Here is a 20,511-nt window from a genome sequence, read left to right on the forward strand (position 1 = left end):
GACTCCTTCGTAAGCCTTGTACCTGCGCTAAACTCAGCTGGGAAAGGGAAGATGTGCTCGGTGTCGAGGATACTCCACCGTCACTTTGACACATGGATGAGGACTCAATACATGCAATTCGACAAGAACGACGAACCCGCTGGCGCGCGGGCAGACATACGCTCCCTTACGCACGGCCAGCTGCTCTCCATCCTTGAGGAGCTGGGGCAGCCAAAGTTTCGCGCCAAGCAAATCGAGGAATGGATCTGGTCAAAGAACGCCCACGGCTTCGACGAGATGAGCAATCTCCCCAAGAGCCTGCGCGAGACCCTCTCTGAGCGCGTGTCCCTTGGTGCCGCCAAGGAGCTTGCCCGCCAGGTCTCGGGTGACGGAAGCCGCAAGTACCTTCTTCGCTTCCCCGATGGGGTGTCTGTGGAGTGCGTTGGCATGCCTGGAAGGGGTCGCCTGGCCGTGTGCGCCTCGAGCCAGGCAGGATGCGCGATGGGCTGCGCCTTCTGTGCCACCGGCGCTGCCGGCCTCACTCGCTCCCTGACATCCGCAGAGATCTACGAGCAGGTCATGCATGTGAGAGACGACTTCAACGAGCGCGTCACAAGCGTCGTCCTCATGGGGCAGGGCGAGCCCTTCATGAACTACGACGCCACCATGGCGGCGCTGAGGCGCCTCAACTCGCCCGAGGGAGCCGGTATCGGGGCGCGTCACCTCACGGTTTCCACCTGCGGCGTCATCCCCATGATCAAGCGCTTCGCCAATGAGCCCGAGCAGTTCACGCTTGCCGTCTCCCTTCACTCCGCCGTGCAGAAGACCCGTGATGCGCTCATGCCGGGCGTGCGTAAATACTCCCTCCTGCACCTCTACGACATCATGGGCGAGTACGTAAACAAGACCGGGCGTCGTCCGACCTATGAGTACGCGCTGATAAGGGGCGTCAACGACAGCGAGGAGGAGTTGGCGTCCCTCTGCGACTTCTGCCGAGGAAACTTGGCCCACGTGAACATCATCCAGCTCAACAACGTGAAAGGCTCGCGCTTCCAGCCAGCGTCCGCGGAAAGGGCGCAGGACTTTGTGAGGCGCCTCTCCGCAGTTGGGGTGGAGGCGACCGTCAGAAATTCCCGGGGTGCTGACATAGACGCCGCTTGCGGGCAACTCAAGCAGAATATGGACGGGGCGCAGCGAGGCTAGTCCTATTTGCTAACGCACCATTGTAAGGGACCCATATCAGAACATTTGTTCTTATATGGGTCCCAGTTTCCTGCAACACTAGAGACCCATTCTCTCCCAGCGCTCTATGATTCGTTGCTTATTGAGTTCGGCGCTACCCTCTGTGCATGCTCCCCTCCCGCTCATGCCCATTTCCTCGAGGATTGACCTGACGTCCTTGCTTACGGACCCACAGGCAGCCGATAGGTTTTTTCTGGCGTCATCAGTGAGCAGCAAGGCATAGGCTGCCGCGCAGCAGGCGGCAAGCGTTCCAAGAAAGATCAGCCTTCTCTTCAGCATCTCTCCCCTATTCCGCTCCTGCCGCAGAGAGCTGCTCTACAAGACGCACCAGGTCAGCTTCGTCATCGAATTCGATCTCGATCTTGTTCTTGTTCCTTACCCGCTTGACCTTCACCTTGGTATCCAATGCCATGCGAAGCTGCCGCGCAGCGCGCTTGAAGTACTGCGGCTGTGGCTCACGCGCCTTCTTTTCCTCATTCATGCCAGAAAACAACGGAGCAAGCTGTTCTGTCTGTCGTACGCTCAAACGCTCGTCAACAACCTTCCGCGCAAGCTTGATGCGCGCATCGGTATCAGCAACGGCAAGAATCGCACGAGCATGTCCGGCCGAAAGACCTCCCCCTGCCATCATTTCCTGTACCTCCTCAGGGAGATCAAGGAGGCGAAGAGTGTTTGCGATTGCAGAGCGTGACTTAGAGAGAACCTTTCCCAACTCCTCTTGCGTGAATCCCCTTTCTTGCAGGAGCTTTCTATACCCTCTCGCCTCTTCCATTGGATCAAGGTCAGAGCGTTGCAGGTTCTCTATCAAGGCAAGCTGAAATACCTCTTCGTCGCTGATCTCCTTGATGCTTACTGGTATCTCCTCGAGTCCTGCGAGCTTTGCCGCCTGAAATCTTCTCTCCCCTGCGACTATCTCGTAGCCCCTTCCCTTCTTCCTCACGAGAATCGGTTGGAGCACCCCGTTTGCCTTAATGGAGTCACTGAGCTCCCTGAGCTTTTCCTCGTCAAAGTTCTTTCGTGGCTGTTCCTTGTTCACTTTGATCTGGCTGAGAGGAAGCACAGATTCTCTTACAACTGCGCTGACTTCTGCGTCAGCACCCCCCATGAGTGACTCAAGGCCCTTTCCAAGGCCACCTTTTCTAGCCACGACGTGTTACCTCCTTTGCGAGACGGGCGTATGCAAGTGCACCTTTGCTCACACGCGCATACCTATTGATTGGCAGGCCATGCGACGGTGCCTCAGAGAGCTTTACACTTCGCGGTATTATGGTTTTAAACACCTTGTTGCCGAAGTACCTGCTTACCTCTTCAACAACTTGCTTTGAGAGCGTTGTCCTGACGTCATACATCGTCATGACAACACCAAAGACGTCCAGGCTTGGATTCAACCTTGATTTGACCATTTTCATTGACTCAAGCAGCTTTGTTACACCTTCCAATGCGTAAAACTCACACTGAATAGGTATGAGAAGCGCGTCTGCCGCGACGAGGGAGTTTATTGTCAGCAGGCCAAGCGATGGGGGGCAGTCAATAAATATATAGTCGAACTCATCTTTGATGGGGGCAAGGATGTTCTTGAGTATTGTCTCTCGGGCCATCTCGGAAACAAGCTCAATCTCTGCACCCGCAAGCTGTATTGTTGCGGGCACAACGAACACACCATTTTCAACTGTTGGAAGTATCAGGTCTTCGATGGGATAGTCGTTGAGCAACGCATCGTAGATGTCATGTTCCAACTCTTCTTTCTCAATCCCATATCCACTTGTTGTGTTTCCTTGCGGGTCGAAGTCAATTACAAGAACTTTCTTCTTGTTGACGCCCAATGCAGCCGATAGATTCACGGCAGTTGTTGATTTTCCTACACCGCCCTTTTGGTTAATTATTGCCAGTATTTTTCCTGGCTTATCGGGGAATCCCCTCTTGACATCTCGAAAGCCCAATATCATCGCCTCTATCCTGCTGTGTTTTTACTACCTTTGAGGTTCACTCATCATATCTGATTTGTTTCACGTGAAACATGTCAAATAATCAAGCCCTTTGTTTCACGTGAAACAAAGGGCTTGGATTAAGCTCTACACGTGTCACTACAGAGGTTTGTTTTTTGCCATTCCAACGGGCCTAGGTAACTTTATTTTTTCATTCCCTGTCTTTTGGAAAACGTAAATTTCCCTATGGCCAGAATCATCCGGCAACTCAAATGTTTCACGTGAAACAAGACTCAACCCACAGAGATCAGCTGCACGCTGAGCTGAGCTGAATTCAATCTCTTGGAGATGTGCCTTAGAGGCAATGAGGCATCCATTGGAAACCAGGAGGGGAGAGGCATACTCTATCAAGACGTTTAGGCTAGCAACAGCACGAGCCAAGACGAAATTGAATTGAGCCCTCCTTTCAAGAGCGAGTTGCTCTGCCCTTGTTGCCTTGCATTCGATTCTGTTGGACAAGCCAAGCTCGGCGGAAAACTCATCTACAGCCTTGATTTTCTTTCCAACTGAATCGATTAACACACCAGAGAGTCCAGTAGCAATGGCAAAAGGTATGCCGGGGAATCCACCACCTGAACCAATGTCAAGAAAAATATCACTCGATTTCAAACAGAACTTCTTAGATGCGGTAACGAACAGGAGTGAATCAAGCAGGTGAAGCCTTAGAGCTTCATTTGGGTCGGTAATCCGAGTCAGGTTGAGCTGTTTGTTCTTCTCGCCCAGGAGAACCAGATGGGAGACTATCTTATCCGCCTGCTCAAGACTGAGGTTCACCCCATAAATCTCACTTTCCCTTTGAAGCTGCGAGGTGAGTTTGGCTGCTTGCATCTGTTCCATAGCAATACGTCCTGTCAAAAGTTCTTGTCACATGGATTCTTGTCAAAAAAGGAGGAGCATTACTGCTCCTCCCTAGGATAATGCTTGTAGAAGCAAACTACCTCACATAGGTGACGACAACACGCCTTTCGGGATCGCTTCCCTCAGAGTGGGTGGTCACTGACTCATCATCCATGAGGGCAAGGTGAACAAGGCGACGTTCATAGGCATTCATGGGAGCCATGCTCACGCGACCATGTTGCTTCTTGGCACGGGAGGCAGCTGCGTGAGCGAGAGAGATAAGCTTGTCCTTGCGCCTGCTCTTGTAACCTTCGATGTCAACCACAATGGGGTAGTGGAAGTGCAGGGCGTTGCTCATGAAGGACGACACAATCATCTGAAGAGCATCCAACGTGCGACCATGGCGACCAATAAGAACCGCAAGGTCTCCGCCGCTCACGTCGAGGATGAGCTCGCCCTCATCTCCCTCATATTCATCAACCACAACCTGAGTCTCGCCGAAGTAGACCAGAAGTGACTTCAAGTACGAAATGGCAGTATCAGCAATCTTGTCTATGTCCTCGTCAAGCAGTTTTTCGCCTGATTCGTAGCGACCCTTGATTTCAGAGAACTCATTCATACCCTCTAGGGGTATCTCTACAGAGTCGAGCTGATCAGTTACGACGACCTTCTCTTCTTCCATAGCAGCCTCCATACCCATACGACCGAGAGACACGCGGCTAGCCCTTCTTGTGCTGACGAGGCTTGCGCTCCTTGCGCACCACATCAACCTGCACGCCCTGCATGGCGAGCTTTGCGTCCATCTCGGTCTTCACCTTATCCATGACACGCTGCGTCACGACCTTCTGCTGTATGACCTGCCAGATGGCGGACGTATCGTAGTAAAGAAGTACGGCACCGGGAACCGACCAACCAAACCAGAGCATCATCGCAGCCATGACGACGCCCATCATGAGCGACTGCTGGCGCTGCTCCTCGGGCTGGTTCTTCATGTTCATCACCATGGGAATGAAGGTGAGGATGCCGAAGGCAACGTCAAAGGCAAGATAGACCCAAGCGGCAGCGACACCGCCAGACGCAAAGGTGCTGGCCGCGGAGTCCGAGAGTGACGTCATGATGTTGAGGAAGTGCGCATCGGCAGGAACATTCTTCGCAACGGTGAAGAGGGCGAAGAAGACGGGCATCTGGATGAATATGGGCAGGCAGCCGCCCAGAGGGTTGAACTTATTCTCAGAGTAAAACTTCTGCAGCTCCTCGTTCATTCTCTGGGGATCGTCCTGGTAACGATTCTGAATCTCCTTCATCTTTGGCTGAAGGGCCTGCATGCGGGCCGAGGACGCAGTGGAGCGCGTCATGAGCGGCATGACGATGAGACGAATGACAAAGGTCAGGATGATGACTGCAACGCCCCAGTCACCCGTTACGCCCGCAAGCCGTGCGAGCACATTCGTCAAAAAGCTAACAAACCAATCCCACATGATTCCTCCGGGACTCAATCAAACGTCAGGGGACAGGGTCATAACCACCCTTGTGAAACGGATGACAGCGCAAAATCCTCTTCAGGGCAAGCCAAGACCCGCGAGCGGCACCATATTTCTCAATGGCCTGCACGGCATACTCTGAGCAGGTGGGGGAGTAGATGCAGCGTGGCTGGAACAGAGGGGAGACAACCCTTCTATACCACCCGATGGCAGACAAGAGCACGCGCGCGGAAGTTGAGGAGGACTCAGGCACCCTGCTTCCCATTCAACCTCTTAAGCAGCTGCAGCACGGCAAGAGAGACCTCCGCGGGGGAGCTCTCGTGAGTGAGCCTGGTGGCAAACAGGATGATTTGCGTGCCCTCAGGTGGAAGCTCACTCATGCGCGCGGCCTCGCGCAGGACCCTCTTGCACCTGTTTCTGAATACAGCGTTGCCCAAACGTCTAGGTGCGACGAAGGCGACTCTTCCCAAGCCGCCTTCGTCGCACCTAAGTACCGTCATGCGAACGAGCTTATGGCTAAGCCGTCTCCCATGGGAGAAGACCTTCTCAAATTCAAGTCTGGATTTGATGGTCTCCATGGGCAACTAGACAGTGAGCTGCTTGCGACCCTTGGCGCGACGACGTGCGAGAACGGCGCGGCCGCCCTTGGTTGCCATGCGGGCGCGGAAGCCATGGGTCTTTGCGCGCTTCCTCTTGTTGGGCTGATACGTACGCTTCATCTTCAAACCCTCCTGGGATTACCTCTTTAGAGCCAATAGCGTCAAGCCATAAGATTGTAGGGGTCACCATCATGGGCTGTCAAATAAAGCTCAGCTAGATACCACAAATCATTCGCCCAGGGGGATGCCAGATCACACACAGACGGCACGGGGCCGCTTTCGTCTACGCCCAAGATGAAAGAATAGTCCTATGAATGCCTGAATAAATAGCAGCTCATGCTAAGATTCATTCGCTGTCTGAATTTTCATTCTTATATGGTTATCAACAATAAGTCACCATTGTTGAAATCTTTCTTTCAGATGAAATTTCAGATGAATGGTTTTCATCAATGAAGGAACGTTGTCGAAAAGGGCGGCTGGACGAGGGCATGGTCAGGGACTTCTACCCCTTTGTGGAGAAACAGCAAAGGGAAAGGCAGGAGGGTGGAGAGTCCCCCGTTGGGCTCGAGGTCCACCATCCCGCGCGCATCGCGGTATACGACGACGCGGCAGCGGCGCCGCGCGTCGTTTTGATAGAGCCGCAGGAGGTCAGGCCCTACCTGGAAGAGATAACGCAGACCGTCGCCCGGCTCGCAAAGGAGCAGGGAGGGAGTATTCCCTTCATGGTCATCCGCGAAATCGTGGAGAACTTCATCCATGCGTATTTCATCCAGCCGACGATCAGCATCCTCGATGACGGAAACACCATTCGCTTCTCAGACCAAGGGCCAGGAATCAGGGAGAAGCCCCGCGCGCTTGAGTATGGGACCAGCTCTGCCACGGAGGAGATGCGACAATTCATTCGCGGGGTCGGCTCAGGGCTCCCCTATGTTCAGCAGTACATGTCCGATAAGGGCGGGTCTCTTACCATAGAGGACAACATGTCAGGCGGCACTGTGGTGACCATCTCCACCTTCGCAAAGGAGGAGGACGGGGACACGGGCGAGACGCCCTTTTCCCAGGTCCCGCAGGCGGTGCCGGCAATGCAATATCCCACCTACGCCTGGCCCGGATACACGAACGTCCACGGGTACATCACCCCAGCACCGCCCGTCCCACAGCAAATGCCAGGCATGACATACCAGCCTCGGCGGCCCCAGGCACAGCCGGTGGCCATGGCTCCACAGGCAGGCATGCATATCAGCGAGCGCGGGTTGAAGATCTTGCAGTACCTGCGCGACCACGAGAGCGTGGGCCCATCTGCTCTCCAGCGCATCTACGGTGCCTCCCAGCCAACCTGGTCAAGGGAACTGGCAATCCTCGATGAGCTCGGCTTGGTGGTCAAGAGGAAGGGCGAGCAAAAGAGGCGCCTCTCGGCTGCGGGCGAGGTCTACGTCCAATCGTTCTCGTAACCTCTTCGAGGGGCCCCGTACGCGGCCGCCGTCACCCACAATCAGGTTTTCATCATATAATGGATGAACTTTTCAACACTCCAACAATGCTGGGGCAACATGACGCAGACAAAAGACGACGCCGAGGTACTCTGGGGCGACGTGCTCGGGCTTCTCGCAGCGCAGCAGATCGCACCATCAGTTCTCGCTATGCTCAGGAGTTGTGCCGCACGGGAATTTGACGGCCAGACCCTGACCATAGCAACGTCCATGGGGTTCGCTCAGAGGAAGATTCAGCAGCAGGCCAAGCTCATCGAGGGTTGCCTCGAGATGGCGGCGTTTCAGCACGTTGACCTTGCGGTCGCCCTTGAGAAGGACGCGCTGTCAGAGCCCATCGAGACCAACTCCACCCTCAGCGAGGAGGAGCTCGGCCACCTGGCTCGCAAGGTCTCCCCACAAGCGACGCCAATCCAACGGAACATCATGCCCACCTCAGCCGTGACGCACGCCACCCAGCAGGTCAGCAGGGACTTTCTCCCGGACATCGACGCCATTGAAGACTCGAGGCTGACCTTTGACCGCTTCATAGCCGGCGAGGAGAACATGCTCGCCTACGACGCGGCCAAGCAGGTGGCGAACGGAGAGAACACCAACTACAACCCCCTCTTCATCTACGGGAAGAGCGGACTGGGCAAGACCCACCTCCTGAGGGCAATCCAGAACTACATCGTCCTAAATGACCCGACGCGTCTGTGCGTCTACCGCACCGCAGCCGAGTTCGTCGAGGAATATCGCGTGGCGTGGAACGACAAGTCTGCGACAGCGCGCTCCATCTTCTCGAACAACTACCAGAATATCGATGTGCTCATCATTGACGACGTGCAGAACATGCGCACGGCTGCCGGATCCATCAGCTTCTTCTTCGATACCTTCAACGCGCTCATGGCGCGAGGAAAGCAGATCGTCTGCGCCGCAGACCGCTCACCGTTGCAGCTGGGTATGGGCGACAGCAAGTTTGACGAGAGGGTGACCAGCCGCATGGACTCAGGTGCGAGCGTCCCCATCCAGGTGCCCGACTACGAGCTCAAGCTCAACCTCATAAACGCGTTCTACGAGCGCATGAAGCAAGATGCCGAGAGGGACCACATCCCCGGGCTGGAGGGGAGCATCCCCGACGACATGAGGAAGCTCATGGCCGAGCGGTCGGGAACCAACATCCGTGTCATCGAGGGCTTCGTCCACACCTGCCTGCTCGAGGCCGGAAGGCGACAGAAGAGGGGAGAGTCACTCGGGAGAGAGGACGTGATACGTCTGGCCACGGCGAAGTGGCCCGCAGGGCAGAAGACCATCACCGTCGAGCATATCCAGAAGGCCGTCGAGGGCTACTACGACATCTCCCACGCCGACCTCGTGGGGTCGAAGCGCAACAAGGAGCTCATGGAACCCCGTCACGTGGGCATCTGGCTCACCCGCGAGCTTACCGAGAACACCCTGGCGGACATCGGCAAGAAGTTTGGCGGACGAAGCCATGCCACCGTGAAGCACAGCATCGCATGGGTCGATGGCTCACGGAAGGAGGACCGGCTCTTCCACGATCGCGTCGAGACGCTCAAGGACGGCATCTCAAGCAGCGAGTGATCTTGTCGAATCTTCGGTTGAAAGCTTGTATCTTCCCTTCGAAAAGTCCATGCCTGCTGTAGAAGATGTTTTCAACAGACCCGACAGTGTTGCTTTCGTAGAAAGTGAAGCGAGAGAAAATTAGCGGAAAAATCAGTCTCTACCTGCATGGATGGTCAGTTGTTATCATTTCGACAGCAACTATAGATAGAAGAGTATTTATTTAAATATAAGTACTAATACTTTATAGGGAGCGCCCACATGAAGTTTTCAGTAAGCCAGTCTTCCCTCTCCAAGGCCCTCGCGGTGGTGTCGAAGGGCATGGCCTCCAACTCCACCCTTCCCATCCTCTCGGGCATCTACATCAAGGCCGAGTCCGGTGTCCTGGAGTTCCAGACCACGGACCTCACCATCTCGGTGCGGCACAGGATCGCGGCCAATGTCGAAGAGTCAGGAGCCAGCATCGTTTCGGGAAAGCTCCTGTCCAACATAGTCAAGAACCTCCCCGACGCGGCGGTGTCTTTCGAGGAGAGCGACCATGCGATGCTCATCGAGTGTGGCAAGTCACATTACCGCCTGAACACCCTCGACGCCTCAGATTTCCCCGAGTTTCCCCAGTACCAGCTCGAGCGGTCGATAGAGCTGCCCAGCGCGCTCCTCTCCGAGATGGTGGACAAGGTCTATAAGGTCACCTCGAAGGACAGCTCGCGGCCCGTTCTCTCGGGCATCCTGCTCTCCGTGGAAGAGAACACCATCCGTCTCGTGGCAACCGACTCGTATCGACTTGCCGTGTGTGACTCCAACACCGAGACCAGTTCCTCGGACGAGGCGTTCCAGGCCATCGTCGCGGGCACCATCTTCCATGACGTGCTGACTCTTCCCTCCATGACGGAGACCATCCTCATCGGCACCTCCTCCACTCAGGTCGTCTTCTCATTTGGGGACACCACGTACGTGTCACGCAGGATTGACGGCAACTTCCCTGACTACAAGGTCCTGCTGCCGCCCAGCTGCAGCAGCTCGGTGAAGGTCGACGTGGCCCAGTTCTCCGCCGCCCTCAAGCGCGTGTCCGTCATCGCCCTCACCAACCCCTCCGTGCACTTTGACATCGACGCTGACGGGAAGATGATGAAACTCTCCGCCTCGGCCCCCGACCAGGGGGAGTCTGCGGAGTACCTGCCTGTCGAGGTGGAGGGCGAGTCCGTGTCCATCGCGCTCAACTACCACTACGTCTTCGACTGCGTGAACGCTGCCTCAAGCGAGAAGGAGCTGACGCTTGAGCTGCAGAGTGCCATGAAGCCCGGCATCTTCAAATCATACTCAAAGATTAACTACCTCTACCTGCTCATGCCTGTCTGGCGGTAGTCCGTGGGACTTCTGGCAAGAAGGCTCGCACTCAGGAACTGGAGGAACTTCGGCGAGAGGTCAATTGACCTCTCGCCGGGCATGACCATTCTCTGTGGACGCAACGCAGTTGGTAAGACGAACTCGGTCGAGGCCCTCCAGCTCCTGACCGCCGGTTCGTCGTTCAGAAACCCTAGACCCCAGGAGCTGGTGCGCGAGGGATGCGATAGGGCCAGGGCGTCGCTTGCCCTTGCCGGTGACGGTCGCGTGATTGACGTGAGTTGCGACATCGCCGCCGGCCGGCGGCGCTATACCAGAAACGACAAGCCAGCGACCCCAGGCGAGCTGCCGCAGGACCTCATGAGCGTCCTCTTCAACCCCGACGACCTCAGCTTCGTCAAGCGCGGCGCCTCATACAGAAGGGACGAGCTCGACGGATTCGCCCGTCAGGCCAATGCGGGCTACTCACGGCTGCTCTCGGCCTATGGCCGCGCTGTGGAGCAGCGCAATCGTCTCCTCAGGGAAGATAACCTCGACCTCGGTCTTCTGGAGGCGTGGGACGCCTCCCTCGCCCGCGGCGGCGCGGCCCTCCTGCATGCTCGATGCCGCCTGTTCGAGAGGCTGCGACTGGTGATCGTCTCGTCCTACGAAAGCATCTGCCCAGGGGAGCGCCTTGCCTGCTCATATGAGTCCAGCTTGGGGAAGGAGGTCATGAGCCTCGGCAGGGACGAGCTCCAGGACCTTTTCCTCGCGCGACTCGAGGAGCTGCGCGGCGAGGAGCTGCGGCGTGGGCAGACCCTCATAGGGCCTCAGAGGGACGACCTTTGCTTCACCATCGACGGCCGCGACGCGCGGACCTTCGGGTCGCAGGGACAGCAGCGCTCGGTGGTGCTGGCCTGGAAGATGGCCGAGGTGGAGTTGGCGCACCAGATAGTGGGGCAGATGCCGCTGCTGCTGCTCGACGACGTCATGAGCGAGCTTGACTCCGGTCGCGGGGACAGCATGACAAGGTTCGTGCAGCGCGGCATACAGACCGTTGTCACTACCACCAACCTGGGATACTTCCCCCAGGACCTCCTGGACGCCGCAGAGGTGGTGAGCATCGGTGAGTGACTGGGCGGACATGAGAGGGCCTTCCGGCGAGAGGGGCGCTCCCGTGGCGGTGTCCGCGCTCATGGGCTCCCTCATAACGGACGAGCTTGCGGGGCGCATGGGTGCCAATCAGAGGGCCGCTCTGCTTTGGGCCCAGGCGAACGGGGACCGCGAGCGCCATCACACGACGGGCGTGTTCCTCAAGAGGGGCGCCTGCGAGGTGCTTCCCCCCGTCCTCGGGGTGTATGTGGACTCCCATCCCATGCTCTCCGACTTCAGCGCGAACAAGGAGCTCTACCTGGCGCGGCTCAATGAGGCCGGCCTCGAGCTCTCCGGCATCGAGTTTCTTCTCTCGAAGACGGGGAAGAGAGCATCTCGCCAGGTTGAACAGAGGGCTCCTCAGTCACTCGAACGGCCTCTTGGGGAGCTCACCGAGAGCGAGCTCCGTCGCGTCGAAGAGCTCTGCCAGGACCTTCCCGACAGGCTTCGCGGCCCAGCGTCCCGCGCGATGAGACTTTCTCTTATGAGGGGGAAGACGGGAAACGCCTAAATGAGCTGCTTTTTGAGAATGGCGCAAAAACTGCCCTCAGAAACGCTCAGCTAAGGTTTTGCATATCATGATTCGCCTTTTTTAATGCAGTCCGAGCAGAAGAAACCCCCAGTGGTCTACACTGAATTCGTCTCTACTTTTTTGTAAGAGAGGAATCAAGTGGCAAAGAAGGAAAGCAACTACGGCGGAAACGAGATCAAGGTCCTCGAGGGCCTGGACCCCGTCCGCAAGCGTCCTGGCATGTACATCGGAACCACGTCGTCCGCTGGCCTGCATCACCTGGTGTGGGAGATCGTGGACAACTCCGTGGACGAGGCCATGGCGGGATTCTGCAACAGGATTCGCGTGACCGTCCATCCCGACAACTCCATCTCGGTCGAGGACAACGGACGAGGAATTCCCGTCGAGAAGCACCCACAGAAGAAGATCCCCACTCTCGAGGTCGTCCTCACGATCCTCCACGCCGGCGGGAAGTTTGACAACTCCGCTTACAAGGTCTCCGGCGGCCTTCATGGTGTGGGGATATCGGTCGTCAATGCCCTCTCCAAGCGCCTGGTGGCAACCGTCAAGCGTGACGGGGGAATCTACCAGATGGAGTTCGCGCGTGGCAAGGTCACCAAGAAGATGGAGAGGATCGGAACGTCCAAGGCCACCGGCACCACCATCACATTCTGGCCAGACGACATGATCTTCGAGACCTGCGTGTACGACTTCGACACCCTGCGCGACCGCCTGCAGGAGACGGCCTTCCTCAATCGCAACCTCAAGATCTCCATCACGGACGAGCGCGAGCTCACCCCACGCAGCGAGGAGTTCTGCTACTCGGGCGGCATCGTCGACTTCGTCAAGTACCTGAACGAGGAGAAGTCCGTCCTCCCGGGCTGCTCCAAGCCCATATACATCTCCGGCGAGTCTGAGCCCGACGCCCCCATGAGCACGAAGGGCGAGGTGGAGGTCTCGCTCCAGTGGAACAGCGGGTACTCGGAGACGGTCATGTCGTTTGCCAACGACATCTACACGGACGAGGGCGGCATGCACCTCGAGGGCTTCCGCACCGCGCTGACCAAGACGGTCAACGACTACGCACGTGCGCACAAGCTCCTCAAGGAGAAGGACCCTAACCTCACGGGCGATGACATCCGCGAGGGCCTCACGGCGGTCATCTCTGTCAAGCTGCCAGATCCCCAGTTCGAGGGCCAGACCAAGGCAAAGCTCGGAAGCTCCTACATGCGCGCCCTCACCAACAAGATCGTCTCGGCGCGCCTCTCCGAGTACCTGGAGGAGCACCCCAACCAGGCCAAGGAGATCTTCAAGAAAGCATCTCAGGCGGCAAAGGGCCGCCTTGCCGCCCAGAAGGCCCGCCAGGCGACACGTCGCAAGGGGCTCCTCGAGAGCGCGGCGCTTCCCGGCAAGCTTGCGGACTGCTCGGTGCGCGACGCCCAGATGACCGAGCTCTTCATTGTGGAGGGTGACTCCGCAGGCGGGTCCGCCAAGATGGCCCGCGACCGCTCCATCCAGGCCGTTCTGCCGCTGCGAGGCAAGATCCTCAACGTGGAGCGCGTGCAGGAGCACCGAGCCCTCTCCTCAGAGACCATCACATCGCTCATCACTGCCATTGGCACCGGTGTGGGGCCCGAGTTCAACATCGAGAAGGCGCGCTACCACAAGATCGTGATCATGACGGACGCCGACGTAGATGGCGCGCACATCCGCATACTCTTGCTCACCTTCTTCTACCGCTACATGCGCCCCATGATCGAGGCGGGCTACATCTACGTTGCCCAGCCACCTCTCTACCAGCTCAAGCCCAAGGGCAAGAAGCGCGGAAAGTACCTCTACACCGACGAGGAGCTGGCTCTTGAGGCCGAGAGGTACGAGGATTCCTCTCGCTACACGGTCCAGCGCTACAAGGGCCTGGGAGAGATGGACCCCGAGCAGCTCTGGGCCACCACCATGGAGCCCAAGAACCGCATCATGCTCAAGGTAAACATCGATGACGCCATGGCCGCGGAGCGCGCCGTCTCGAACCTCATGGGAACGCAGGTCGAGAAGCGCAAGGACTTCATCCAGACCCATGCAAAAGACGTCCGCTTCCTCGACATCTAAGGAAAGGAAGACTCAGTGGCTGACGATTTCAACAACAACGAGGACGACTTCGAGCTGGACTCCCCCGACACGGACGAGGAGGAGCTTGAGGAGGACTACTCCGAGGAGGAGTACGAGGACGACGAGGACGACCCCGAAGGTGACCCTCACCAAGGAAGCCTGGCTGGAAGTGGTCTCGACCACACCATATCCGACGAGGCGGGCACCAGGCTTGACCTGAGCGACATACACGGCGGGGCCCTCAAGCCCATGGACCTCTCGAGCGAGATGAAGGCTTCCTTCCTAGAGTACTCCATGTCGGTCATCGTGGCGCGCGCCCTGCCCGATGTGCGAGACGGACTCAAGCCCGTTCACCGGCGCATCCTCTATGCCATGAACGAGGCTCACATCGTTCCCTCTCGCCCCCACAAGAAGTCCGCCTGGACCGTGGGCGAGGTCATGGGCAAGTATCACCCGCATGGCGACTCTGCCATCTATGACTCCATGGTCCGCATGGCGCAGGACTTCTCGATGAGGCTCCCCCTGGTGGACGGACACGGAAACTTCGGCTCCATCGACGGCGACCCCCCCGCGGCAATGCGATACACGGAGTCTCGCCTGACGTACGCCGCCATGGAGATGCTGCGCGACCTGGACAAGGAGACCGTCGACCTCCAGGCGAACTACGACGAGTCCCTTCAGGAGCCCGCCGTGCTGCCCTCGCGCTTTCCCAACCTCCTCGTCAATGGTTCCTCGGGCATTGCCGTCGGCATGGCCACCAACGTGCCCCCGCACAACCTCAAGGAGGTCACCGATGCCGTTTGCCTGATGATCGACAACCCAGACGTCACCACCGAGGAGATCATGCAGGTCCTTCCCGGACCCGACTTCCCCACGGGCGGCATCATCATGGGGACGGATGGCATCAAGGAGGCCTACGAGACCGGGCGTGGAACCATCACGATCCGCTCCAAGGTGCACGTCGAGAACATCGGCAAGGGCGGAAGGCAGCGCCTGGTCATCACCGAGATTCCCTACCAGGTGAACAAGGGGCTCCTCCAGGAGCGCATCGCCCAGCAGGTGAACGAGAAGCGCATCGAGGGCATCTCCGACATGCGCGACGAGTCAAACCGCAAGGGCATGCGCATCGTCATTGACCTCAAGTCCGGCGCTGTTCCCCAGGTGGTGCTCAACAACCTCTACAAGCGCACCCAGCTCCAGGCCAACTTCGGTGTCATCGACATTGCCCTGGTGGATGGCGTCCCGCGCACCCTCACCCTGACTGAGATGCTGCGACACTACATAGACCACCAGGTTGACGTGGTGACGCGCAGGACCAACTATGACCTCGACAAGGCGCTCAAGAGGGTACACATCCTCGAGGGCCTGCTCATTGCCGTGGACAACATAGACGAGATCGTCCACATCATCCGCTCCTCCCGCGATGACAGCGAGGCGAAGGCACGCATGAACGAGCGCTTCGGCCTTGACGAGCTCCAGGGGGAGGCCATACTCCAGATGCGCCTGCGCCGGCTCACGGGCCTTGCGCGCGACGAGCTGGCCGCCCAGATCGAGGAGCTCTACAAGAGCATCGCCTACTACCGCGACCTTCTCGAGCACCCCGACAAGCTCCTCGCGGTCATCAAGGAGGAGCTGCAGCAGATCTCCGAGCGCTTCTCCAACAAGAGGCGCACGCAGATCTCTTCCATCGAGGCCGTCAACCTCGATGTCGAGGACCTCATCGCCGAGGAGGACATGGTGGTGACCGTGACCCATTCCGGTTACGTGAAGCGCCTGCCCGTTGCCACCTACCGTTCCCAGAAGCGCGGCGGCAAGGGCATCCAGGGCCTCTCGCTGAAGGACAGCGACTTCGTCGAGGATCTCTTCGTTGCGTCAACGCACGACTACGTGATGTTCTTCACCAACAAGGGCAAGGTCTACCGCGTGAAGGTGCACGAGCTCCCCATCGGAAGCCGGCACGCGCGCGGCTCTGCGCTGGTCAACGTCCTGCCCCTCTCAGAGGGTGAGAGGGCCGCGGCGGTCATCACCACGCGGGACTTCCCGGCAGACGAGTATCTGATGTTTGCCACGGCGAACGGCATGGTGAAGAAGACCGCCATGAGCGCCTATGACAACAGCAGGCGCGACGGCATCATCGCAATAAACCTCAAGAGCGGGGACGAACTGGTCAACGTCAGGCGCGTCCGCGAGGGGGAGAAGGTCATCCTCTGCTCAGATGCCGGCAAGGCCATCCTCTTTGACGAGGGCGAGATTCGGCCCACTGGACGAGACACCTCGGGCGTGCGCGGCATCACGCTCAAGGCGGGCACGAAGATGCTTGGGATGGAGATATCCAACGGTAGGGGAGACCTGCTGGTCATCACCGAGAAGGGCTATGGCAAGCGCACCCCGGTGAGCGAGTACCCCGAGCACAGGCGCGGTGGCCAAGGTGTCTCCACCATCGCCATGACCGCCAAGAAGGGCAACCTCGTCGCCTGCCGCGTCGTTGGACCCCAGCACGAGCTCATGATCGTCTCCGAGGAGGGAGTGGTCATTCGCGTCAAGACCTCCGACATCTCACGGCTTGGACGCTCCACCCAGGGAGTGAAGGTCATGAACATGGGCGAGAGGGACAAGGTGAGCGCCGTCGCGCGCATGGTTGCCCACAAGAAGAAGGCAGCCAAGGCCGACCCCATGCAGGCCGCGCTTGACCTGGGCCTCGCCGGTGCCCGCGAGGCCGATGAGGAAGACCCTGTCGACATTGGCGGCGACGAGGAGCTCGACGAGTCGATGATCGAGGACGATGACGAGTAGCAGCAGCCCAAGATAGAGGAAGCGGGCCCCGACAGAGACGTCGGGGCCCGCTTCTTCAAGACTAGGCGAAGTCCTCCGGCGAGAGGCCCTCCACGAACTCATGGAACTCGTCTAGCTTCATGGCCTCCTCCTCGCGCTCCACGCTGTCGAAGTCGGGGAGGGTTGCCGCGCCAAGCACCTTCTCGTCGGCGAAGATGGGGATGTGGGCACGCACCGCAAGTGCGATGGCATCGGACGGGCGGGCATCTATCTCGAGGTGACGCCCGTCGCTTCCGATGAGGTCCAGCTTTGCGAAGAAGGTCTCTCCTTGCACGTCGCAGATCTCTACGGCAGATACGCTCGCTCCCAGCGCTCCTATGGCGCTCAGGAGCAGGTCGTGCGTCAGGGGTCGCCTGCGAGGAAGACCCTCGACGCCAAGGGATATGGCCGTCGCCTCGACGGAGCCTATGCGGATGGGCAGCTTCGCGCCGCCGTCCTCACCGCGCGCGGCCCTTGGCCTCAGAACCACCATGGAAGCCATGGGTCCCCCGCCGACCATCACTGTCTGAATATCCATGCGAATCAAGTGGCGCCCCTTGCGTCCTTATGCCTGTTTGTGCAGGATATGGTACCCCTGAGTATGCTAGCTACACCAAAGCGCACAAATTGGGAAGATAATTCAAATTAGATGTTGACCACCCCATCCCTCCCGTGTAGTATTTCTCCTTGCGTTGGGCCCGTAGCTCAGTTGGTCAGAGCGTCCGGCTGATAACCGGGAGGTCACAAGTTCGAACCTTGTCGGGCCCACCACTTCTTGACAATAAACGCCCCAGCGTGAGCCGAGTCGCCGCTGGGGCGTTTATTACTAAGAGGGGACGTAGCTCAGTTGGGAGAGCGCGGGCTTTGCAAGCCTGAGGTCGTGGGTTCGATCCCCATCGTCTCCACCATGATTCCAAGAGGCCACCGCTGATGCGGTGGCTTTTTTCATGGCTGCGCCATCACGCGCTCATGGGCTAACATCAGCGCAGGTGCAACGGCTTTTTGGAGGAACAGATGTCTCAGTCACACGGGGCCACGGCAAAGGATGGCGTGTCTGCCGAGCTTGACCTTCTCTCGAGCGACCTCATGGGCGTGGCCCTTGACCGCCTTGCGGACGGCGTGGACGTCAACGTCCTGCTGGTGGTGCAAGACCGGGAGGGTTGCACGGCGAGCTACGAGTTTGCCGAGGATGGCATAGAGGAGTGCCTCTCTGGGGCACACGAGAAGATTCCCATGCTGGTCAGGCAGGACGGGGACCCTGACCTTGGCCTGGCCGCGCCCGTCCGCTACGCAATCGTGTACGAGGGTGCGATAGCGGATGACGAGGGGGTCTACCAGGACTGCGTCCTCCTCGAGTTCGGCGAGAGAGGATACAGGTCGTACTCGGCGTTCTCCCTCGTTGAGAACAGGGGGGAGGGGGACGCTTTCCGTTGGAGCGACCCCGCGCCCGCAGGAGAGCTTCAGAGCCTGCTCTAGCGCAAGCGGTCCCAGAAGCAGTTTACGTGAAGCGCCCCGAGGTCCAAAAGCGGCCCATAGCTGCTGGTATACAGTTCAAAGGTTAGTTGCAAGACGACGAGACGTCGAACGAGAGGCACCTATGCTCCAAGAGCAGATAAGAAACATCGCAATCATCGCGCACGTAGACCACGGCAAGACGACACTTGTGGACAAGCTCCTGCGGGCAACGGATGCGTTCCGTGACAACCAGCAGGTCGAGGAGCGCGTCCTAGACTCGAATGACCAGGAGCGCGAGCGCGGCATCACCATTCTCGCCAAGAACATCTCCATCGAGTACCAGGGCGTGAAGATCAACGTTCTCGACACCCCCGGCCACGCCGACTTCGGAGGCGAGGTGGAGCGCGTCCTCAAGATGGCCGACGGCGCCCTGCTTCTGGTTGATGCCGCGGAGGGTCCCATGCCCCAGACCCGCTTCGTCCTGCGCCATGCCATCGACGCGGGCCTGCAGGTCATGGTTGTCATCAACAAGGTGGACAAGCCCGCCGCAGACCCCGAGAGCGCCCTGAACGCCGCTCTTGACCTCATGATGGATCTTGGCGCCACCGACGACCAGCTCGAGTTCGCCATGGAGCATGTCATATACGCATCCGCCGTCAACGGCTTCGCGCGCGCCTCGCTAGACGACGAGAACGTTGACATGTACCCCATGCTCGACATGATCGTGGACGCCCTCCCCGCCCCCGACGTGGACGTGGACGGCCCCCTGGCCATGCAGTGCGTCACCATCGACCACTCCGAGTATGTGGGCCGCATCGGCATCGGGCGCGTCTACTCAGGCACCATCCACAGCGGCGACAAGATTCTCGTGGTCAAGAACGATGGCTCCCGCGCCATGGCCCAGGTGAAGCAGCTGTTCACCTTCGACTACCTCGGTCGCAAAGAGTGCAGCGAGGTCGCCGCCGGGGACATCGCCGCCGTTGTCGGCATCGACCGCACGGACATCGGAGACGTCTACACCAACCCGGACGATCCCGTGGAGCTCGACCCCATCGAGATCGACCCTCCCACCCTTGCCATCATCTTCGAGCCCTCGACCTCCCCTCTCGTCGGCCGCGAGGGGGACATCGTGGGCGGCCGCCAGCTCAAGGAGAGGCTTGAGCTCGAGCGAGAGAACAACGTTACCATGCGCATCGAGGAGCTGCCCGACAAGACCGGAACCGAGGTCGCCGGCCGTGGCATCCTGCACCTCTCGGTGCTCATGGAGCAGATGCGCCGCGAAGGCTATGAGTTCCAGGTTGGCCGTCCCCGCGTGCTGTTCAAGGACGACGGCCACGGCAACAGGCTCGAGCCTGTCGAGCATGCCGTGGTCGAGTGCCCAGGAGAGTACTCGGGCAAGGTCATCGAGGTATTTGGCAACGTGGGCGGCACCATGATGAGCATGGAGACCGGCACCGCGCAGACCCACCTCGAGTTCAGGATTCCCACCCGAGGCATCATGGGCCTCAAGAACCGCATCCTCAACGTGACCCACGGCGAGGCGGTCTTCTACCACACCTTCCTTGAGTACGGACCCTATGCCGGCGACATCGGAAGCCGCCAGAACGGCGCGATGATCTCCATGTCCACCGAGAAGGCCGTCGCCTACGCGCTGGGAACGCTCCAGGAGCGCGGTCAGCTCTTTGTTGGCCCCGGTGTCGAGTGCTACGAGGGCATGCTGGTGGGCGAGAGGTCCAAGCCCGGAGACATGGTGGTCAACATCGCCCGCACCAAGAGCCTGGGCAACCAGCGCTCCTCGACGGCGGACATTGCCGTCCAGCTCACCCCCCCACGCTGCTTCACGCTGGAGGAGGCGCTTGAGTACATCATGGACGACGAGCTTGTGGAGATCACGCCCAAGAGCATCCGCATGCGCAAGCGCATCCTCAACGAGACCGAGCGCCGCAAGTGGCGCGTGCGCCACGGCATGGTGGACAAGTAGTT

20 protein-coding genes and 2 tRNA genes are annotated in these 20,511 nt (G+C 58.9%); 12 read left to right on the top strand and 10 right to left on the bottom strand.

All coding sequences use genetic code 11. The features are described 5' to 3' along the window. Nucleotides 1-111 precede the first annotated feature (111 nt). A complete protein-coding gene (rlmN, locus tag CZ375_RS07400) occupies nt 112-1,182 on the top strand; it encodes a dual-specificity RNA methyltransferase RlmN (protein ID WP_077598581.1) in 1,071 nt (356 codons plus the stop codon). Nucleotides 1,183-1,260: 78 nt separating this feature from the next. On the opposite strand, the gene CZ375_RS07405 is transcribed toward rlmN, so the two are convergent. From CZ375_RS07405 to rpmH, 9 genes are all read right to left on the bottom strand, one after another. Beyond that, nucleotides 1,261-1,500 carry a hypothetical protein gene (locus tag CZ375_RS07405; protein ID WP_077598582.1) on the bottom strand — a complete coding sequence of 80 codons (240 nt, stop codon included), beginning with the start codon at nt 1,498-1,500 and terminating at the stop codon, nt 1,261-1,263. 7 nt (nt 1,501-1,507) lie between these two features. Continuing rightward, complete coding sequence (locus CZ375_RS07410; protein ID WP_077598583.1) at nt 1,508-2,368, bottom strand: ParB/RepB/Spo0J family partition protein; 861 nt, start codon at nt 2,366-2,368, stop codon at nt 1,508-1,510. After that, the gene (locus CZ375_RS07415; protein ID WP_327196232.1) at nt 2,361-3,161 is read right to left on the bottom strand and encodes a ParA family protein; all 801 of its coding nucleotides are present in this window, start codon (nt 3,159-3,161) and stop codon (nt 2,361-2,363) included. The genes CZ375_RS07410 and CZ375_RS07415 overlap by 8 nt, the downstream gene beginning before the upstream one ends. Before the next feature lie 144 nt (nt 3,162-3,305). Further along, nucleotides 3,306-4,043, bottom strand: a complete 738-nt coding sequence (gene rsmG, locus CZ375_RS07420) for a 16S rRNA (guanine(527)-N(7))-methyltransferase RsmG (protein ID WP_234966918.1) — start codon at nt 4,041-4,043, stop codon at nt 3,306-3,308. A 97-nt stretch (nt 4,044-4,140) separates the two neighbouring features. Next, entirely contained in the window at nt 4,141-4,725 is a 585-nt protein-coding gene (locus tag CZ375_RS07425; protein WP_077598805.1) for a Jag family protein, read from the bottom strand. 37 nt (nt 4,726-4,762) lie between these two features. Continuing rightward, nucleotides 4,763-5,521, bottom strand: a complete 759-nt coding sequence (locus tag CZ375_RS07430; RefSeq protein ID WP_077598585.1) for a YidC/Oxa1 family membrane protein insertase — start codon at nt 5,519-5,521, stop codon at nt 4,763-4,765. Between the two features lie 25 nt (nt 5,522-5,546). After that, nucleotides 5,547-5,789, bottom strand: coding sequence for a membrane protein insertion efficiency factor YidD (gene yidD / locus CZ375_RS07435; protein WP_077598586.1), 243 nt, complete (start codon nt 5,787-5,789; stop codon nt 5,547-5,549). Beyond that, nucleotides 5,770-6,102 (bottom strand): ribonuclease P protein component, encoded by a 333-nt coding sequence (gene rnpA, locus CZ375_RS07440; protein WP_077598806.1) that lies wholly within the window; start codon nt 6,100-6,102, stop codon nt 5,770-5,772. The genes yidD and rnpA overlap by 20 nt, the downstream gene beginning before the upstream one ends. 6 nt (nt 6,103-6,108) lie before the next feature. Then, complete coding sequence (gene rpmH, locus CZ375_RS07445) at nt 6,109-6,243, bottom strand: 50S ribosomal protein L34 (RefSeq protein ID WP_077598587.1); 135 nt, start codon at nt 6,241-6,243, stop codon at nt 6,109-6,111. Nucleotides 6,244-6,572: 329 nt separating this feature from the next. On the opposite strand from rpmH, the gene CZ375_RS07450 reads away from it, so the two are divergent. The 7 genes from CZ375_RS07450 to gyrA all read left to right on the top strand — a co-directional run bounded on the left by CZ375_RS07450 (nt 6,573) and on the right by gyrA (nt 17,055). Then, on the top strand, nt 6,573-7,574 hold the full coding sequence (locus CZ375_RS07450; RefSeq protein WP_234966919.1) for an ATP-binding protein: 1,002 nt from the start codon (nt 6,573-6,575) through the stop codon (nt 7,572-7,574). A 99-nt stretch (nt 7,575-7,673) separates the two neighbouring features. Beyond that, nucleotides 7,674-9,191, top strand: coding sequence for a DnaA ATPase domain-containing protein (locus CZ375_RS07455; protein ID WP_077598589.1), 1,518 nt, complete (start codon nt 7,674-7,676; stop codon nt 9,189-9,191). Between the two features lie 240 nt (nt 9,192-9,431). Beyond that, entirely contained in the window at nt 9,432-10,535 is a 1,104-nt protein-coding gene (dnaN, locus tag CZ375_RS07460) for a DNA polymerase III subunit beta (RefSeq protein WP_077598590.1), read from the top strand. 3 nt (nt 10,536-10,538) lie between these two features. Continuing rightward, nucleotides 10,539-11,627, top strand: a complete 1,089-nt coding sequence (recF, locus tag CZ375_RS07465; RefSeq protein WP_077598591.1) for a DNA replication/repair protein RecF — start codon at nt 10,539-10,541, stop codon at nt 11,625-11,627. Further along, entirely contained in the window at nt 11,620-12,156 is a 537-nt protein-coding gene (locus CZ375_RS07470) for a hypothetical protein (RefSeq protein ID WP_234966920.1), read from the top strand. The genes recF and CZ375_RS07470 overlap by 8 nt, the downstream gene beginning before the upstream one ends. A gap of 159 nt (nt 12,157-12,315) precedes the next feature. After that, nucleotides 12,316-14,262 carry a DNA topoisomerase (ATP-hydrolyzing) subunit B gene (gyrB, locus tag CZ375_RS07475; RefSeq protein WP_077598592.1) on the top strand — a complete coding sequence of 649 codons (1,947 nt, stop codon included), beginning with the start codon at nt 12,316-12,318 and terminating at the stop codon, nt 14,260-14,262. A 15-nt stretch (nt 14,263-14,277) separates the two neighbouring features. Next, entirely contained in the window at nt 14,278-17,055 is a 2,778-nt protein-coding gene (gene gyrA / locus CZ375_RS07480; protein WP_077598593.1) for a DNA gyrase subunit A, read from the top strand. A 61-nt stretch (nt 17,056-17,116) separates the two neighbouring features. Here the strand turns inward: gyrA and CZ375_RS07485 are convergent, their stop codons facing one another. Continuing rightward, a complete protein-coding gene (locus tag CZ375_RS07485; RefSeq protein WP_234966921.1) occupies nt 17,117-17,575 on the bottom strand; it encodes a bifunctional nuclease family protein in 459 nt (152 codons plus the stop codon). 192 nt (nt 17,576-17,767) lie between these two features. Between CZ375_RS07485 and CZ375_RS07490 the strand changes: the two genes are divergently transcribed. The 4 genes from CZ375_RS07490 to typA all read left to right on the top strand — a co-directional run bounded on the left by CZ375_RS07490 (nt 17,768) and on the right by typA (nt 20,509). Next, nucleotides 17,768-17,844: transfer RNA gene (locus tag CZ375_RS07490), tRNA-Ile, on the top strand. Nucleotides 17,845-17,905: 61 nt separating this feature from the next. Further along, a tRNA-Ala gene (locus tag CZ375_RS07495) sits at nt 17,906-17,981 on the top strand. Nucleotides 17,982-18,087: 106 nt separating this feature from the next. Continuing rightward, the gene (locus tag CZ375_RS07500) at nt 18,088-18,549 is read left to right on the top strand and encodes a hypothetical protein (protein WP_077598595.1); all 462 of its coding nucleotides are present in this window, start codon (nt 18,088-18,090) and stop codon (nt 18,547-18,549) included. A gap of 121 nt (nt 18,550-18,670) precedes the next feature. Then, the gene (gene typA, locus CZ375_RS07505) at nt 18,671-20,509 is read left to right on the top strand and encodes a translational GTPase TypA (RefSeq protein ID WP_077598596.1); all 1,839 of its coding nucleotides are present in this window, start codon (nt 18,671-18,673) and stop codon (nt 20,507-20,509) included. Nucleotides 20,510-20,511: the final 2 nt, after the last annotated feature.

The sequence above is a fragment of the Olsenella urininfantis genome (assembly GCF_900155635.1).
Classification (GTDB): domain Bacteria; phylum Actinomycetota; class Coriobacteriia; order Coriobacteriales; family Atopobiaceae; genus Olsenella_G; species Olsenella_G urininfantis.

Excerpts from the sequence above, each read along its gene's own strand:
- rlmN (WP_077598581.1), top strand. The coding sequence starts at position 112 with ATGCAATTCGACAAGAACGACGAACCCGCTGGCGCGCGGGCAGACATA.
- CZ375_RS07405 (WP_077598582.1), bottom strand. The coding sequence starts at position 1,500 with ATGCTGAAGAGAAGGCTGATCTTTCTTGGAACGCTTGCCGCCTGCTGC.
- rsmG (WP_234966918.1), bottom strand. The coding sequence starts at position 4,043 with ATGGAACAGATGCAAGCAGCCAAACTCACCTCGCAGCTTCAAAGGGAA.
- CZ375_RS07425 (WP_077598805.1), bottom strand. The coding sequence starts at position 4,725 with ATGGAAGAAGAGAAGGTCGTCGTAACTGATCAGCTCGACTCTGTAGAG.
- CZ375_RS07430 (WP_077598585.1), bottom strand. The coding sequence starts at position 5,521 with ATGTGGGATTGGTTTGTTAGCTTTTTGACGAATGTGCTCGCACGGCTT.
- yidD (WP_077598586.1), bottom strand. The coding sequence starts at position 5,789 with ATGGGAAGCAGGGTGCCTGAGTCCTCCTCAACTTCCGCGCGCGTGCTC.
- rnpA (WP_077598806.1), bottom strand. The coding sequence starts at position 6,102 with ATGGAGACCATCAAATCCAGACTTGAATTTGAGAAGGTCTTCTCCCAT.
- rpmH (WP_077598587.1), bottom strand. The coding sequence starts at position 6,243 with ATGAAGCGTACGTATCAGCCCAACAAGAGGAAGCGCGCAAAGACCCAT.
- CZ375_RS07450 (WP_234966919.1), top strand. The coding sequence starts at position 6,573 with ATGAAGGAACGTTGTCGAAAAGGGCGGCTGGACGAGGGCATGGTCAGG.
- CZ375_RS07455 (WP_077598589.1), top strand. The coding sequence starts at position 7,674 with ATGACGCAGACAAAAGACGACGCCGAGGTACTCTGGGGCGACGTGCTC.
- dnaN (WP_077598590.1), top strand. The coding sequence starts at position 9,432 with ATGAAGTTTTCAGTAAGCCAGTCTTCCCTCTCCAAGGCCCTCGCGGTG.
- CZ375_RS07485 (WP_234966921.1), bottom strand. The coding sequence starts at position 17,575 with ATGGCTTCCATGGTGGTTCTGAGGCCAAGGGCCGCGCGCGGTGAGGAC.
- CZ375_RS07500 (WP_077598595.1), top strand. The coding sequence starts at position 18,088 with ATGTCTCAGTCACACGGGGCCACGGCAAAGGATGGCGTGTCTGCCGAG.
- typA (WP_077598596.1), top strand. The coding sequence starts at position 18,671 with ATGCTCCAAGAGCAGATAAGAAACATCGCAATCATCGCGCACGTAGAC.